At 41.9% G+C, this 17257-nt stretch carries 15 protein-coding genes and 1 tRNA gene; 5 read left to right on the plus strand and 11 right to left on the minus strand.

The features are described 5' to 3' along the window. Window positions 1-127 precede the first annotated feature (127 nt). Both TOL2_RS05495 and TOL2_RS05500 read left to right on the plus strand, forming a co-directional pair. Window positions 128-811 (plus strand): phosphoribosylaminoimidazolecarboxamide formyltransferase PurH1, encoded by a 684-nt coding sequence (locus TOL2_RS05495; protein ID WP_014956524.1) that lies wholly within the window; start codon window positions 128-130, stop codon window positions 809-811. Between the two features lie 3 nt (window positions 812-814). After that, complete coding sequence (locus TOL2_RS05500) at window positions 815-2065, plus strand: phosphoribosylaminoimidazolecarboxamide formyltransferase PurH2 (RefSeq protein WP_014956525.1); 1251 nt, start codon at window positions 815-817, stop codon at window positions 2063-2065. A gap of 196 nt (window positions 2066-2261) precedes the next feature. Here the strand turns inward: TOL2_RS05500 and TOL2_RS05505 are convergent, their stop codons facing one another. Further along, on the minus strand, window positions 2262-4241 hold the full coding sequence (locus tag TOL2_RS05505) for a ribonuclease catalytic domain-containing protein (RefSeq protein WP_014956526.1): 1980 nt from the start codon (window positions 4239-4241) through the stop codon (window positions 2262-2264). A gap of 115 nt (window positions 4242-4356) precedes the next feature. Between TOL2_RS05505 and TOL2_RS05510 the strand changes: the two genes are divergently transcribed. Beyond that, the gene (locus TOL2_RS05510) at window positions 4357-4953 is read left to right on the plus strand and encodes a Smr/MutS family protein (protein ID WP_014956527.1); all 597 of its coding nucleotides are present in this window, start codon (window positions 4357-4359) and stop codon (window positions 4951-4953) included. A gap of 3 nt (window positions 4954-4956) precedes the next feature. On the opposite strand, the gene mltG is transcribed toward TOL2_RS05510, so the two are convergent. From mltG to TOL2_RS05560, 10 genes are all read right to left on the minus strand, one after another. Then, window positions 4957-5973, minus strand: coding sequence for an endolytic transglycosylase MltG (mltG, locus tag TOL2_RS05515; protein WP_014956528.1), 1017 nt, complete (start codon window positions 5971-5973; stop codon window positions 4957-4959). A 92-nt stretch (window positions 5974-6065) separates the two neighbouring features. After that, window positions 6066-8156: an FAD-dependent oxidoreductase gene (locus TOL2_RS05520; protein ID WP_014956529.1), complete on the minus strand. Its 2091-nt coding sequence runs from the start codon at window positions 8154-8156 to the stop codon at window positions 6066-6068. A gap of 77 nt (window positions 8157-8233) precedes the next feature. Then, on the minus strand, window positions 8234-8809 hold the full coding sequence (gene rsxA / locus TOL2_RS05525; RefSeq protein WP_014956530.1) for an electron transport complex subunit RsxA: 576 nt from the start codon (window positions 8807-8809) through the stop codon (window positions 8234-8236). A gap of 15 nt (window positions 8810-8824) precedes the next feature. Further along, window positions 8825-9433 carry an electron transport complex subunit RsxE gene (rsxE, locus tag TOL2_RS05530; protein ID WP_014956531.1) on the minus strand — a complete coding sequence of 203 codons (609 nt, stop codon included), beginning with the start codon at window positions 9431-9433 and terminating at the stop codon, window positions 8825-8827. Window positions 9434-9461: 28 nt separating this feature from the next. Continuing rightward, entirely contained in the window at window positions 9462-10043 is a 582-nt protein-coding gene (gene rnfG, locus TOL2_RS05535; RefSeq protein WP_051012283.1) for an RnfABCDGE type electron transport complex subunit G, read from the minus strand. After that, the gene (locus TOL2_RS05540) at window positions 10036-11004 is read right to left on the minus strand and encodes an RnfABCDGE type electron transport complex subunit D (protein ID WP_014956533.1); all 969 of its coding nucleotides are present in this window, start codon (window positions 11002-11004) and stop codon (window positions 10036-10038) included. The genes rnfG and TOL2_RS05540 overlap by 8 nt, the downstream gene beginning before the upstream one ends. 14 nt (window positions 11005-11018) lie before the next feature. Beyond that, window positions 11019-12281 carry a 4Fe-4S dicluster domain-containing protein gene (locus TOL2_RS05545; protein ID WP_014956534.1) on the minus strand — a complete coding sequence of 421 codons (1263 nt, stop codon included), beginning with the start codon at window positions 12279-12281 and terminating at the stop codon, window positions 11019-11021. A gap of 78 nt (window positions 12282-12359) precedes the next feature. Then, window positions 12360-12725 carry a cytochrome c3 family protein gene (locus tag TOL2_RS05550; RefSeq protein WP_014956535.1) on the minus strand — a complete coding sequence of 122 codons (366 nt, stop codon included), beginning with the start codon at window positions 12723-12725 and terminating at the stop codon, window positions 12360-12362. Window positions 12726-12827: 102 nt separating this feature from the next. Next, a complete protein-coding gene (locus tag TOL2_RS05555) occupies window positions 12828-13289 on the minus strand; it encodes a SoxR reducing system RseC family protein (protein WP_014956536.1) in 462 nt (153 codons plus the stop codon). Between the two features lie 32 nt (window positions 13290-13321). Next, window positions 13322-13636, minus strand: coding sequence for a hypothetical protein (locus TOL2_RS05560; RefSeq protein WP_014956537.1), 315 nt, complete (start codon window positions 13634-13636; stop codon window positions 13322-13324). 146 nt (window positions 13637-13782) lie between these two features. Here TOL2_RS05560 and TOL2_RS05565 point away from each other — a divergent pair. Together TOL2_RS05565 and TOL2_RS05570 are read left to right on the plus strand one after the other, a co-directional pair. Continuing rightward, window positions 13783-13858, plus strand: a tRNA-Asn gene (locus TOL2_RS05565). An 89-nt stretch (window positions 13859-13947) separates the two neighbouring features. Continuing rightward, the gene (locus tag TOL2_RS05570) at window positions 13948-17145 is read left to right on the plus strand and encodes a BTAD domain-containing putative transcriptional regulator (RefSeq protein WP_148278061.1); all 3198 of its coding nucleotides are present in this window, start codon (window positions 13948-13950) and stop codon (window positions 17143-17145) included. The last annotated feature ends 112 nt before the right edge of the window (window positions 17146-17257 follow it).

Genomic DNA, 17257 nt, shown 5'->3' on the forward strand with positions numbered 1-17257 from the left:
ACTTAATTGGTAGCTGAGTTGAGCCGTTATGGGGATAGAAACTTGACTTTAAGATGTTAATTATATTATTTATCTGGATCATAAAAAGAAAAATAGTAACCGTTTATAATAAATTTAAGGAAAAATTATGGGCAAGAATGTGGTCGAAAAAATTGATGACCAGGTGAAAATCAAGACCATTCTGGTGAGCGTGTCTGATAAATCCGGTTTGGACACCTTTATTCCGGGGCTGGTCGATTTGAATCCGGAGATTTTGATCCTGTCAACCGGCGGAACCTATGGCAAGATAAAAGAGATTTTAGGGGAAAAAGCCGATACATGTTTAAAACAGGTGTCTGACTATACAGGCCAGCCGGAAACTCAGGGGGGACTTGTCAAAACCCTTGATTTTAAAATTTATCTGGGTCTGTTGACGGAAACCTATAATGCTGCCCACCAGGACGATTTAAAAAGAACAGATGCCCGTGCCATTGACATGGTAGTTGTTAATCTCTATCCGTTCAGTGAAACCATTGCCAGGGAGGGTGTAACCTGTGAAGATGCCAGGGGTAATATTGATATTGGCGGCCCTACAATGATCCGTGCATCTGCCAAAAATTTTATCCGGGTGGCATCGGTGGTTGATCCTGCCACATATCCGGCTATACTGGAAAATCTTAAAGTCAATAACGGAGCTTTATCTCTTGAAGACAGGTTTGGGCTTGCCCAGAAAGCGTTTGAGCATACAGCAATCTATGACCGCACCATTGCTGATTATTTGGCCGCAAGATCTATCAACGACATTAAATCATGCTATACATCAGGAGAATAAACCATGTCCAAAGATCTCAAACAAATGTATAAAACAATTATGGATGATCATTTCACCCCGCAGCTGGAGGTCTCTTTTGTGGATGGTGACAACCGGCAGACCCTGTTTTATGAAAAGGTGTCATGGGTAATTGACGGGGTTAACAAGGGGTTGCGTTATGGTGAAAATCCAGGACAGGAAGCGGCACTTTACCGGCTTGTCAACGGAAATCTCGTTTTGGGGGATGCCCGAACCATTGTTCCTGGCAAATATCTGGTGTCTGACATTGAACTGCTTCAATCCGGCAAGCATCCTGGTAAAACCAATCTGACCGATTCAGACAATGCATTGAATATTTTGCGATATTTTACAGATACCCCCTGTGCCGTGATTGTCAAACATAACAACCCCTGCGGGGCTGCAAGGGCACAGAGTCTTGAAGATGCATATAACAAAGCTTATATGGCAGACCGCGTGGCTGCTTTTGGCGGCACTATTGCGTTGAACAAAGCCGTGGATAAAGCTACGGCCGAGGCTATTGCCAACCAGTATGCAGAAGTTGTGGTGGCCCCGGAATTTGAAGACGGGGTAATTGACATCCTTGGTGCCCGGAAAAACTTGAGGGTGATCCGGATCAATGCCATTGATAAACTTCAGAATTTTATCGGCGAACGGGTCATTGATTTTAAAACCCTTATGGACGGAGGTATGGTAGCTCAGTGGTCTTTTGTACCCCAGACCCTGTCTGAAAAAGACCTGGTTATAGCATCCACTGAATACAAGGGAAAAACATACACTGTCAACCGTGAACCCACCCCACAGGAATACGAAGACATGCTGTTCGGGTGGCTTGTGGAATCAGGAATTACCTCCAATTCCGTGATTTATGTGAAAGACAATGTCACTGTCGGGATAGGCACTGGTGAGCAGGACAGGGTGGGGGTGGCGGAAATCGCTGTGGACAAGGCTTATCGGAAACTGGCTGACCGGTACTGCTTTGAACGGTATCAGGTCTCTTTTGCGGATTTAACTGATGCTGATAAGAAAGCCCAGATTGAAAAAGATGTGAAGGATGTCAAAGGCGGTCTGATCGGATCTTCCATGGTGTCTGATGCATTTTTTCCTTTCCGGGATGGTATTGACGTGGGACTGCGGCAGGGAATCAAAGCTGTGGTTCAGCCCGGCGGATCTTTGAACGATTACCAGTCCATTGAAGCGTGTAATGAAAATGATGCGACAATGGTTTACACGGGGCAGAGAAATTTTAAACATTAAGAATTAAGGCTTGGTATTTCATTTGTTTGGAGCCGGAATTTTAACAACAAAAAATTTTGGCTCTATTCTCTTCACCCAAAACTCAGCACCTAAAACCCAATGTAAATTTATATGAAAGTCTTCAAAAATCCAAACAGTGACTCTAATGTTTTGTTGTGGGTAAATATGAGCGAAAGACAAGGTCTGCCCGTGGCAGTTATAAAAATAAAGACAACTGATCTCTTCTGGCGTCGGCATGTTGTATGGTAACCTGAATGATATCCCCGTGCTTGAGTTTGACGCCGCTTACAGGAAGCTTTGCTTCATACATGAATTCCTTGATCAGCACGTTATAATGATCTCTGTGACAGTCAAGCACAAGTGCTTCATAAGTGTTGCCCCTCTTGGATTCCAGGTACTTGATGATCCAGTATCGCTTTCTTGACGATTGTATCCGGCCTGCATTGGCAATGGCTACAGAAATGGACTGGATAATTGTTTCAAGTTCGGTCTTGGTATAAGCTTTGTCATATCCGAAAATGGACTTTATCTGACGCTGGGTCAGCAGATCATGATATCTTCGTATGGGGGAGGTTGCAGTGGCATAGGCTTTGACACCAAGACCTGAATGACTTTCCGGCTCGGTTCCGATTATGGCCCGGCTCAATTGTTTTCTTTGCATGAAATTTAAGATCAAAGAGGTTTCAATGCCTTTGAAGAGACGTTGTTTCGGTTGTGCCTGGGATCGGAAAACAGCCGGGACATTATTGGCTGATAAAAATTCTGCCATCAGGGAATTGGCAAAGATCATCATTTCAGATATCAGCATGCGGGAAGGATTTTCCCGGTCAATTTTTAAATATCCAATCTCCTGATTTTCCTCAATCCATACATTTACTTCCGGCAGGGTAATTTGAGTTGCACCGGCCTTAAGTCTTTTTTCCCGCAGGCGGATGGCAATTTTATAAAGAGTGGTAATGGGATCGTCCTTGCCGTTTAAAAGGTTTGCTGCAGAATAGCTCATCTGCTTGTGAACCTTTATGATGCTGGGAACAATTTTGTAATCCTGGATTTCAAAAAACCGGCTTAGTTTAATAATTGTACTGATACCCGGTCGTATTTCGTTTTCTTTCAGGCTGCAAAGATCCTCGGAAAGATTGGGCGGAATCATTGGAAGTTTGTCGTCCGGCATGTAAATGGAACTTGCACGCTCCCGTGCCGCAAGATCAATTGGATCATCGGATTTAATATAGGCATCCACATCAATAATATGGATGCCCAGCGTATATCCTGATTCGGTATTTTCAAGGCTGATGGCATCATCAAAATCAAGTGTGGACTGTCCGTCAATAGTGATCAACGGAAGGTCCGTCAAATCTTTTCTTAACGGATCATCAAAAAAATTCATCCGGGTGCGGGCAAGATTTTTTGCCTGTTCCATTACATTTTTGGAAAAGGCAGTGGGAATTTGCATGGTCAGCAAATCGACATTTATATTTTGATCCCAGATGCCGGCTTTTACAAAGACATTAAACAATTGATCAGGTGAATTTATAGAAGATTTTTTGATGATCTGTTTGGCAGTCATGTAGGAAGAGCAATTGTTGTTAAACAGGTAATAGGATTTTAAAATATCAATAATTTCCTGATCACACTCAGTGTTGCTGCCGTTTTTATTGTTCAAGACATCATTGATCCAGACTGCGCCTTTTCGAATCAGGATCTCTTTTTTCGCCGCCTCTTTTATCTGTCTTTTTTTAGCTTCAACCTGTTGAGGGGTATACGGGCTGAAAATCGTCTTGTTGAATTTAAAATACAGGCTGTCATAAAAAAAGGCCCGGATAACCGCTGCTTCATGGTCGCAGGTCAGGGGGGGATCAAAGCAGAAAAGGGTCATGGTCGAAATATCAATGTCTTCCGACTCTTCATGAAGCAGTTCCCATAGTTCCCTGATGTTGATGGTTTCAGATAGTTTTTTGCGGTTTTGCGTTAGCTGTTTTAACTGGATAACGATGCTATCCCTTGGTACATGGGTATCGAGACATGTATGTGATACATGCGATAATCTTTTTTCGGAAAAATTGACTTCCCGATTGTTTTCGGTCAGTAATTTTAATTTGCCTTTTGTTTCCTGTATGATAACCGCTGAAATAATTTTCTGCTGGTCAATATACTCTACAATATTCCCTGTATTCATGATTTCGACCATAGCAGGAAGGGGGGGGATTGTCAAATAACAGGTACTTGAAAATCTTGAAAATTATCGGAACATATTATAAAACAATGCCATGAAAAGCAAAGGAAAAAAACACTTGAACAAGCGGAATAAAAATGATCTGCCTGTTTTTGATTCCAATCATGATTTTTTAAAAGAATTTGAAAAAAAGGGGAATTCAAAGACAGGTGGTCGGGAAAACAGCCTTGATTGCGGTGAAAAAAATAAAGTTGACAAACATGGGATGCCGTTGCTGGATGACCTGTCTGTAGAACATGATTCTGCTGAGGTTTCAAGCAGGGAAGAGTTTATCCAATTACTGGAAGCCTCTTTTAAAAAAGGGAAAGAAAAACCGGTAAAAAAACCGCCACCAGTGCCTGTCAAAAAAAGACTGAAGAGGTATCCGCCGGTTGAAATTGAGTTGGATCTTCACGGTTATACTGCCATTGGTGCCCAGGTCAAAACCAGATCTTTTATCCATACCAGCAAGCAGCAGGGAATTTTTACCGTAAGAATTATTGTTGGAAAAGGTCTTCATTCAGACATAGGGCCTGTGTTGCCCGATGTTGTAGAGGACGTATTGCAGGAGTTGAAACAACAGGATCTTGTGATCGGGTATGAATGGGATAAAAAAAAGAAATCAAAAAGCGGTGCCGTGATTGTGTATATAAAACACTTTGAACGGTTTGAATGATTATTATTTTCTTAACTGGTACTTTTTAACCGCCTGATTGTGGGCCTGGATTGTTTTTGAAAATTGATGGGTAGTATCTTTTTTGGATACAAAAAAAAGATATTCGGTTTGTGCCGGATATAAGGCTGCCTGCAATGACAGGGCACCGGGATTGGCAATGGGACCTATTGGAAGCCCTTTGATTTGGTAGGTATTATACGGGGTGACTGTCTTCAGGTGTTTTTTTTTAATGTTGCCGTCAAAATTTTTTATACCGTATATAACGGTTGGATCACTTTGCAGGCGCATGTTTTTTTTCAAACGGTTGTGAAATACAGAAGATATCAAGGGCCTTTCCGATGCATCTCCTGTTTCTTTTTCAATAATGGATGCAAGCGTGACAATGTCATGGACGCAAAACCCCATGGCTTTTGTCCGGGTCTGCCATTTTTCAGTAAAAACGGTTTTAAAATGTTCGACCATAGTTGTAATGATATCCTCACAGGATGCAGCATTAGGAAAAAAATAGGTGTCCGGGAAAAGATATCCTTCAAGGGTTGTGGATTTTATGCCTATAGAGCGGACAAATGATTTGTCACGACAAAGTGCCATAAATCTTGACTGAGTACAAAAATCAGCCGTTTCAACCAAAGCGGCTACCTCTCGTATATTCAGGCCTTCCGGAATGGTAATTCTGTGTAATTTGATTTTGCCTGTTAAAAAAATTTCAAGGATTTGTTCCGGTGATTTAGACCCGGACAGGCTATATTCCCCGGCCTGAAGCTTTTTATCGGCTTTTTTTAATTTTGTGAAGACAATAAAATATGTTTGACTGGATATGACGGCTTCTTTTTCAAGGTTTCTGGCAATGCTCTTAAGGCTTTGACCGGGTTTGACAGTAAACAGCTTTTCTTTGGCCAAAGGGTTGAAGGGTGTTTTAATAAAAGAGGAGATTTCAAGAAAAAAAAATCCCGCACAGCCAAACAGGCAGACAAAAAAAATGAAACTGAATATGATAATTTTTGATTTAGTTTTGACCATATTATGTTGTGATCCATAACAATAAAAGGGTATCTGTTCAGATACCCTTTTATTGTTATTAAGCTATTTTATTTTAAATTACAGTATATAGTTTAGTTGGCTTTTGCCATTGGAAAATCAGTATCCGGGTTATAGCAGATCCTGCAGCAGTTCAAACATCTTTCCGATTCTTTGAGAGCCTGTTCTTCAGGTAGAACAAGATCAACTTCAATCATGGAATCAAGCCGCTGATCAACATGAATTTCCGGCATTTTTGCTCTGGGGCTCTTTTTGATACCATCCACTTTTGAAAAAATGGATTCTGGAATGTGCTTTTTCTGTAAAGAATTGGGTACCGGCTCAACAGGTTCACCTTTCAGGTGCAGATCAATGGACCGGGCAGCACGTCTTCCGCCGCCAATAGCCTCTACAACAAGGGAAGCGCCAGTAGCTGAGTCGCCCCCTGTAAAAATATATGGTATTGAGGCCTGAAGAGTTGCCGGATCATTATCAATGGTATTCCATCTGGTTATTTCCAGTTCCTTCATCCTTGTATGGGGATCAAGTTCCTTAAAGGAGGTCTCCGGGGCCTGGCCAATGGCTGAAATAATCATGTCCACATCCAGAAGGGTTTCAGAACCTTCAATTGGCTCTGGGCGTCGTCTGCCGCTGGCATCCGGTTCTCCCAGCTGCATTTGAAGGTATTCAAGCTGGGTAACCTTGTTGTTGTCATCACCAACAACCCTTGTGGGCGCGGCCAGAAAAACAAATTCAATGCCTTCTTCCTCTGATGCAACAATTTCAACTTCATTGGCAGGCATCTCTTTTCTGGTTCTTCGGTAAACCATGTAAACTTTTTCAAGACCAAGTCTTAAAAGAGTTCTGGCACAGTCAACAGCAGTATTTCCACCACCTACAACCGCAGCAGTTTTTCCCAGTTTGATTTTTTCACCGCCTGCAATTCTCTGCAGAAAGTTAATTCCGGTAAAACAACCGTCCATGTTTTCGCCTTCAATGCCAAGGGTATAATCCTCCCAGGCACCAACGCCCAGAAATACCGCATTATAGCCCGAAGCCATCAAAGATCCCAGACCGAAATCAACACCGAATTTAACGTTACAGAACGACTTGATGCCCAGATCTAAAATTCCCTGGATTTCCCAATCCAGAACTTTTTTTGGAAGCCGGTATTCAGGGATACCGTAACGGATCATGCCGCCGAGTTTGGGCATGGCTTCAAAAATATTGACTTCATGGCCCAGCCGTCGAAGGAAGAATGCGCAGGAAAGCCCGGCAGGCCCGCCACCGATAACGGCCACTTTTTTGCCTGTATCCGGTGCGCAGGTAATGGGAATCCTGGATCCTGAATTCATTTCATAATCAGCAGCAAATCGTTTGAGCTGGTTAATGGAGACAGGCTCGTCTTCAATTCCCCTTCGGCACATATCCTCACAAGGATGGGGGCAGACCCTTCCACAGGCCAGGGGCAGTGGATTTCTCAGACGGATGGTCTGGACGGCTTCTTTGTATTTGCCTTCTTTGATCTGATTGATATATCTTGGAATATTGATTTCAGCAGGACAAGTCTGGGCACACGGTGCCAGAGGTGCATGCAGCTGATTAAATTCCATAAGTTTTTCAGAAAGGGTATTTACCTGGATAATGTCTTTCGGGCATGCCTGCTGACAGGCACCGCAACCGACACATTTGTTATCATCAACTACGGGAAAACCTTTGGGGCCAAGTTTGACAGCATCAAACTGGCACGCTTTTACGCAGTCGCCAAGGCCGATACATCCCACGCCGCAAACCCGTTTGCCTCCATACATGGCTGCCATGGCTTTACAGGAGGAAATTCCCATATAATGGTATTTATCATCTGCACGAAAACCGCCTTCACACATATTGTAAGATAACGGGCTTTCAGCACTGCCTGCATCCACCCCCATTATTCTGGCAACTTTTTCCACATCTTCCTTGCCTGATACGACACACAAAGAAGGTGGTTCAATGCCGTTTACAATGGCTTCGGCTGCGGCAGAGCATCCAGCATAACCGCAACCGCCACAGTTTGCTCCGGCAAGATTGTTTTCCACAAGTGCAATTCTTGGATCTTCATATACATAAAATATTTTGGATGAAAGGCTCAGGACAATACCGCAAAGGGCACCTATGCCTAACATGAACAATAAAGCTGGGATCATAATATCACCTTATATTTTGAAATATTCCATATCCTTGGACATGAATCGCCTCAGCCTCAGGACTATTCCAATTTGTTTTAAACCATTCCTTTAAAGGACATAAATGTCAATGCAATTATACCAGCTGTAACAAGGCCGATGGAGGTGTCCTGTAAGGGTTTGGGAACTCTTGCCAGGTTGATTCTTTCCCTGACGCCTGCAAAAAGGATAAGGGCAAGGCCGAAACCGACTGCATAGGCAAAGGAAGAAACAACAGCTTCAAGAAAAGAATACTCTTCTTTAATATTGATTAGACAAACACCCATGACCGCACAATTTGTTGTAATGAGAGGCAGAAAAATTCCAAGCCCGGCATACAGGGCCGGAATGCTTTTTTTCAGGAACATTTCAACAAATTGAACCAGGGATGCAATGACCAGGATAAAGGAAACCGTTCGCAAATATTCAACATTCAGCGCTTTTAACAGGTAAACATCCACTATCCATGTGATGATACCAGCCATGACAAGGACAAAAACAACTGCCATTGACATGCCAACGGCAGTCTCCATTTTTTTGGATGTACCCAGAAAGGGACAGTTCCCAAGGAACTGGGCAAGGAGAATGTTGTTGATAAAGATACAGCTTATTGCAAGGACGAATAGATCACCCATAGTATTATCTCCTTTTTATTTTTTACCAATAAGGTTCATCATGCACAGCATCAGTCCAAGGCCGACAAACGCACCGGGTGCTTCAATCATGAATTGGAAAGGAAGAAAATTGGCTCCCATTTCAAAAACCGGATTTCCTCCCCAGATGGTGATGGTTCCATTGCCTAAAAATTCTCTGACAGCTCCAAGGGCGGCAAGAGACAGGGTAAACCCGATACCGATACCAAGTCCGTCTGCAACGGACAGAACAGGTCCGTTTTTGCTGGCAAAGGCTTCTGCCCGGCCCAGAACGATACAGTTTACAACAATAAGCGGGATGAAAATACCCAGCTTCAGGAATAATTCATATGTATATGCCTGCATCATAAGCTCCACAATTGTAACAAAAGTAGCTATGATGACAATGAAACAGGCAATTCTGACTTTTGAGGGAATAACGTTTCTGAGAAGAGATATTAAAAGGTTGGAGAAAACCAGAACAAAGGTGGTTGCAACACCCATCCCGATTCCGTTTTCAACCGATTTTGTTACAGCCAGGACCGGGCAAAGCCCCAATACCAGTCTGAAAGGAGGTATCTCAGCCCAGAGTCCTTTGGTAAATTCTTTTGCTAAGGATTGTGCCATAGTATAGTTTCTCCTAAAATAGTTCGCCTTATTTCATCTGTTTGACAATTTCAGGTTTAAGTTTCTGATAGATTTGCTTTGCCTGGATTGCCGCAATACTGAGTCCTTTTGATGTAACCGTTGCACCTGACATGGCATCAATTGAGCCGCCATCGCCTTTTAGGGCAAAATTTGAGTCCATTGCAAGACCTGAAAATTGAGAGACAAAGGAAAGATCCTCTTTAGCTCTTGATCCGATTCCAGGGGTTTCAGCATGCGTGGTTACCCGAACGTCGATGATTTTATCCGTATCCAGGTTTATGCCTACCATAAGGCCGATGGGGCCTCCAAAGGCAGAACCCTTTGTCTCAAAAGCAACCGCTTTTGAACCGTCGGCAAGAAGACTCGGGAAAACCTGCAATTCAATGTCGTCAGCTTTGATCGTAAACCTTTCCGCCAATGGATCATTGGTTACTTCTGGAAATATATCTTTAATGGCCGGTGCTTTCTGAAATTTCAAGACCTGATTTTCAATTTGAAGCTCGGTTCCCGATTGAACGGCAGCAAGCAGTCCACCGGAAACAGCGGTCAATACTGTTAAAACAACAATCATACTAATCATTTCACGCATTGGTTACACCCTTTCCCAAAACTTTTGGTCTAATTGTGTCGATGAGGGGGTTCACAAGGTTCAATAACAAGATTGCCAATACAGTACCATCCTCATAAACACCGATGTTTCTCATAAGGATGATCATTACCGCAGCAAAAAATCCGTAAAGCAACATGGGAATCTTGTTTGCCGGTGAGGATGAATTCTCAGTAGCAAGGAAGAAGGCACCCAGCAGCGTATATCCTGAAAACAGATGGATCATTGGGCCGGCATAGGTGTCAGGGTTTGCCATGTTGAAAAAAAAGGCGCTGACAATAATGCCCACGATAAAGGAAATTGAAATTTCCCAGCGGATATATCCCTTTAAAATCAAATAAATCCCGCCGATAATCAGGCCCAGTCCAAAGGTGGACCCGATGGCACCCACCTGCTTGCCCATAATAAGATCACCCATGGGGAACAGATCTGCAACCGCAGATGCTCCCTGGAATTTGAGGGCTGCCAGTGGTGCCAGTGCTGTAAAACCAAATTCATAATCAACATATGCTGCATCAAAATCGAAAAGGGTTTTCCAGGAAAGCATCAAAAAGGCCATTCCCACAAGTGTCGGGTTGAAAGGATTTGCGCCGATACCGCCGAAAATTGTTTTTCCGATAACGACGGCTACAAATGTTCCGGTAATGACAAACCACCAAGGGGAGGTAGCCGGAAGCATCATTCCAAAAAGAAGCCCGATAACGGCAGCATCCAGATCGCCGATGGTGAGTTTCTTTTTGGACACAAGATTCATGATAAGTTCCCAGATCATGGCACTGGAAAGAGACAGTGAAAGTACACCAAAGGCTGGTGCGCCGAACTGAATAATCCCGAAAAGGATTGCCGGAATTGTGGCAATCATTATATTCAGGTTCATTTGAAAAAGACTGTCTCCATCGTGCCAGAAAGGAGCATGGGATACTGTTAATTTGTAATTATTCATTCGCAGTCTCCATTTCAAGCATCTGCTCTAAGTTTAAAAAGCTCATGTTTTCCCAGTCGGATGTATTGGAATATGGGTATCCTTGCGGTGCATACATAAGAACAAAGACCGCATTCAATACAAGACTCAAGATCATATTTGTCGGCGGCCTCTTCATACTGGTCCGCTTCAAGATATCGGACAAGGATGTTCACCGGAATATTGACAGGGCAGATCCGCAGGCATTTGCCGCAATTGACGCAGGGATTGTCGGATAATTCAGGTATTGTTTTTTTGTCTTGAATAATTACCGTATCCATATCCGGTTGGACAGGATGATGAGGGGTAAATGTTGAAAATCCCTTCATGGGTCCACCGATGATAATTCTGTCCTTTTCACTGACATTAAGGTTGAAGGCATCAAAAATTTTGCGTATCGGCGTTCCAATGGTTGCCTTGACCCTGTATTTAATTCCCTGTTTTCCAATAATTGTCAGAATCTTTTCAAATCCGGCAGACTTTGTTTTGTATGCTTTACCCAGAGAGACCGCAGCTTCGGCGCTGATAAAGCAGACCCCAATATCTTCCGGTGTTTTTCCAGGTGGGAGTGCTAAGTCTAAATGGTCTTTTAAAATCATTGCCGGTAAATTGGAAGGATATTCAGTTGAGGTTTTCAATACTTGAATTGCATCAAATCCTCCTTGAATATTAATGTTTTCCGGGACTGTGACACACAGTTTTGTCACATTAGTTATGTCCTTTAAAATTTGGGCACCTTGTTTTAGCTCATCCAAAAATTTAGAGGCTACATACTGGTTGGTTGTGGATAAAAGATCTGTATCACCACAGGTAATGACAATGGTATCAATTCTTGTGTCATCATTTGCAAGCAGTTTAAGTGGCGGAGCCCCCGGCAGTGTTCTCAAGTATTCATCAGCAGAGGCAATATTATCTTTTAAATCATATGTTATCTGGTTTGTCTGGGTTTGATCATTTTTGATAACAAGATAAGTTGATGTGTTGCCAAAAACATCTGAATAGGTGTCTATGGTGTTAATAGTTCCTGATACAGGCGATATTGTGTACTCGGTGCTGTCAGTATAAAGATAGAGTTTTTCTCCCTTTTCAACAGTGTTGCCTTTTTTTATTAAAGCTTCTTTTGTGCTGTTAATGGGCTCATTTAATAATAAAATAAGGTTGGACGGAACAGGGATTAACTCAGGCTCTTTAGGATCCGGTTCCACAAGATCATAGTTAAGCCTTGGTTGGGTTAACGTGAAAAAAGATCGTTTAATCATAATAAGTCCTTGTTTTGTAAAAAGCTTAAATCATTCATTATATATAGTAAGATTTAAGATGTTAAAATCTTAAATTGACTATAATGAATGACACGAATTACATTCTACCGGACCTGCGCCAAGGTCTTCATGGCATCCCTTACACTGAGCATGAAATGCGTCAGCTCTCGATGGCAAGTCTTCATCACCTGTTTCTTCATGGCACTCACTGCAGTTGTAGGTTTCATCATCTTCAATGTTGTGATGGCAGTCCAGACAATCCTGGGTATAATCGTCTGAGTGTACCGAATGGGTGAATAAAACTTTACCGGCTTTGTTCTGAAACATCATCCTTACTGGATTTTCAGGTACAGGGGAGGTAAAAGAGGCATAGCATATAATCCCTGTGATCAAAAATATGATCATGATATATATGGCTATTTTTAGGTCTCGTTGTGATGTCATAATACTTCTCGCTTATTTTAGGGGTTACAGTTCATCCGACAAACCCACAACTAGGCAGCGTTTATATTATATTGCAGCTATATTGGCAAGAGAAAAAAAAATTTAAGGCATGGAACAAGCGGTTGGAATAACTTGTGATTTTTTTCTGACAAGAAAGGGTTTATACTCTTCTCGATTCGCAAGCGAGTTGTTTTTTTTTCGAATAAAATAAAAAGAGAGTCCAAAAAAGAAAAATCCTGAAATCATGGAAACAAGGGATGGATTCATTTGAAAATAGGGTGCAAGGCTATTGCCGATGACAGCACCGATGGTCAATAAAATGATGGGGAACACATATAAAAGAAATGTCAAAAAAAGAATGGGCTTTGTTTCCAATCCAATGATCACATGATCCCCTTTTTTAACATCAAGGGTGTTTTTAACTGTAACGGTGATCTCTTTTTTATTGTCTCCTGCTCCGCAGCTTTCCCTGGAAGCACAGGCCTCACAGGCACCGGATCGGGTTGTTGTTATCCAGGCAGTGGACTTGTCTGCATTTGTGACTATTCCGTTTTCAGTAATCATTATTGAATCTTCTTTATCTCAGGTAATTTATATCAGGCAACAATATTAACAATCCTGCTTCTTTCATAAGCCTGCGCCATATTTTGTCCTTGTTTGTTTTCAAGGGGCTGGGGCGCAGTTTGAGCTTGAGTTGTATCAGCTGGAATCGTTTCAGTGGCCATTTTTTTTTGAGCTTCCTGGGTAAGGCTTACTTCAAAGGCTTTTGAGGAAGCACCGGTCTCTTTTTTATTGGGATTGGTCCTGTCAAGTTCAGTATTTTGATCTTCAGGTTTTGTGTTGTCAACCGGGGGGGCTGCATTCAGAGTGTTTGTATAGGCTGCTGAGCCTTGCAAGCTGTTAATATTCATAATGCTCCTTCCTTAGGTTATGATTGCCTTTTATTTTTCAAAGAATAAACCTGTTGGATACTGATGTCAATTTTTTTTGTTATTTTTTTATTGACAAAGAAAATTCAGTGGTATATACATTGCGAGTCTTCTTCGAAAGACGCTGCTCCCCAGTAGCTCAGTTGGCAGAGCAATTGGCTGTTAACCAATGGGTCCGCGGTTCAAGTCCGTGCTGGGGAGCCAACCAAAAAAATAAAGGCTTTCAGGCATTTTTACTGAAAGCCTTTTTTATTTTCTTTGTTTGGCAACAAGTTTAATTGACGGATCAAATCATGAATTTGTTAAATTCCAAACTCCAAACGCCCAGGCGTCGGCATATCCTCCACCGGGAAAGGCTTATCCGGTACTTTGAAGATATCCAACAAAAAAAAATTATTGCAGTAACAGCCGGAGCAGGATACGGAAAAACAACTCTTGTCATGGATGCCCTGGCAAAGCAGGGTGTTATTCCTGTCTGGTACCGGCTTGACGAGCAGGATACTGATTTTCCGGTCTTCATTTCATATCTTTATTCTGCGGTTCAACAACATTTTTCCGGTCTTAAAGATAATCGTACAGATGACAAGATGCCGATGACATGTTTAAAAAAAGACCATGATCTTTTACTTGAATGGCTGGCCTTTGTTGAACAAAATATCAACCAGCCAACCGTTTTTGTTTTGGACGATTATCATCTGGTACAGAGCAGTCAGCAGGTCAATCATGCCATTGAGTTTATTCTTAACCGTTTGCCGGACAACATTCATCTGGTTATCATTGGTCGGAAAAATCTATCTTTAAAATTGTCAACACTTCGGGCGCGAGATCAATTAATTGAAATCTGTGAACATGATCTGTCATTTACCTCCGGAGAAATTAAGCAGTTTTTTGCGGATTCTCTCCTGCTGACAGATCCGTATATAGAAGATATCCTTGCCAGTACCGGGGGCTGGGCCGCAAGCCTGGTTCTTTTGCGGTATGCGTTTAATAAAAAAGTTCCCGGGGCTATTTCCAGACGGCTGGTCTCGTTCAAACAAAGTCCCCGTTACATTTTTTCATATTTAAAAGAAAATATTTTTGATATCCAGCCGGAACATATTCAAACCTTCATGATGAAAGCAGCCCTTTTGCCGGAAATAGACACCCGGCGTTTCAATGATATTTTTGAGATGGATAATCCGGATGCCATTTTAAAACAGATGATTGAAGATCATTTGATGATCTTTCCTGTGGATGAATCAGCTACTGTTTTTTATCTTCACCACCTGTTCAAAGAATTTTTGATCACCCGGTTGAAAGAGAATTTCACACCAATTCAGATTGATCGGTTGCATTGCAGGATCGCACACAAAACTGAAGAAGATGATATTTTCCAGGCCCTTCACCATTTTATTGCCGGGCATGCATTTGATGAAGCCATACGGCTTATTGAATCTTATGAAATGAAATTTCTGATCAAAGGCAAAATTAACTTCTTAGGTCAGTGTCTGGAAAAAATTCCCAAAAAGATAATTGAAAAACATCCGAAATTGCTGCTGGCAAAAGCCAAACTCCATTCTTATTTTGGCAATTGTCGGCAGGCAATTGAACTATTGACCCGGGCATGCCGGTTGTCTAAAAATCAAGAATCCACGGAAGAAAGGGTGAAATGCCTTGTTGAACTGGGTTCCCAGTATTATGTTACAGGTCATGTCAAGGAAGCCAAGCTTTTGATGGAACAGGTACTCAATGAATTGGAACCTTCGTCCCCAACCTACATCATCGCAATGACATATCTGACTTTTTTATCATCTGTTTTAGGTGAGTTTGAAACAGCCGGAATTTACTATAAAACCGTCCGGGAAAAGATGGAATATTATCCTGATTTTGAACGTCTGACATCAAATGCGTTGATCAATACCTCTTATACCTATACACTTTATATCAAAGGAGAATTTGAGCCGGCCCAACAGGTTAACAAAAGACTGTTAAAATCTGTTCTTGAACTTAAGCTTACCCCATGCCTGCCCCTTGTTTATTATCAACTGAGTGCTACTGGCTTCTTTTTGGGAACATTTGAAAAAGGGATAGAATTTGCAAAAAAAGGCATTGAAATCTGTGAAAAGATATCCCTTCTGGACAGCAAAAAGGGATGGATCTATATTGCCTGGGCCCAGAACTGTCTTGGACTTGGGAAGTATGATAGGGCAATCGAGCTGATCAGCTGCGGCATTGAATTGTTTGAAGATCCGGGAAATCGATGGGCCATTGCCAATGCCTTGGATTGTCTGCACCTGGTTTATCTTGCCCAGGGAAAAATTAAACTGGCCGAACAAACGTTAAACAAGGCCCTGGATATTATAGAAGGGTTTGAACTGACGCTGACCGAAGGCATCCTTAATAATAGTTGTGCCAATATTCTGAAGATCGAAAAAAAGTATCAGCAGAGTCTTGACTGCCTGGCGTATGCCAGGCCAAAGCTTGATGGAGCCGCATTTTATGTGTTTAACAACCACCTGTTGACAGCCGGATCTTTTTTTGAACTGGGCCGGAACAAACATGCAATAAAACATTTATCAACTGCCCTGTCTTTGTCTGAAAGTAAGAATTATGACCGATTTGTTGAAAAGGAGCGAGAATGGCTGATTCCACTTTTAAACGGACCGTTGTTAAAGCAGATTCCGCTCAAACAAAAAAACCATGCCTATTTGAAACAGCTGTTTAAAAATCATATAGTAAAGGAACCGCCTTTATTGGACATCAAGTTGCTGGGGTACTTTGAATTGAACATTGGCAAAAGGGTTGTCCCTCTATCTCAATGGAAAAGTTCAAAAGCCCTGATGATTTTAAAATATCTTGCTGCCAAAAGATGTCGGGGATTTATCCCAAGAGAGATGCTCATTGAAATTCTCTGGCCCGATGAAAACCTGCAAAAAACAGGCAGCCGGTTTAATATGGCCATGAGTGCTTTGCGCAAAACGCTGGAGCCTGATCTTTCGCCCAAAGTACCGTCCACCTATATTGAGCGGAAAAAAGATACATACAGGCTTTATGGCGATAATAGAATCCGTATTGATACGGAACAATTTTTACACCACTATCATCTTACAAAAAATAAAAAATTCCCCCCTGCAAAAGCCCTTGAAACATATCTTGCGGCCCAGTCAGTTTATCGGGGACCCTTTCTTGAAGAGGATCGCTATGAAGACTGGTGCTTTCAAATAAGAGAAGTGTTTTCTAGTGATTATCTTAAAGTGCTTAAGGCCATCGTGAGCATTTATGAAACTCAAAAAAAATTCAATAAGGCTATCCTGTACGCCAGAAAAATACTGGAAGCAGATCCCTTTGAAGAATATGCTTTTAAAAAACTGATGATTTTTTATGCCCAATTAGACAACCTGCCTGAAACAAAAAAAATTTATACTTTATATAAAACAATGACTCAGCAGATAGCTTGCCCTGTCAGTTCTGATGTAAAGGATCTGTATAACCATCTGAATCAGGCCTCCTGAATAAACAGGGTTAAAAAAATCTGTCAGACCAGTCCTTCAGTTTAGTCAAAATTTAGTCCTCCAGGCTATACTATTTCAATATTTAATTTTTTTATATGAAAGTCTTAAAAAA

Origin of the sequence: Desulfobacula toluolica Tol2, from assembly GCF_000307105.1 — a bacterium.
Classification (GTDB): Bacteria; Desulfobacterota; Desulfobacteria; order Desulfobacterales; family Desulfobacteraceae; genus Desulfobacula; species Desulfobacula toluolica.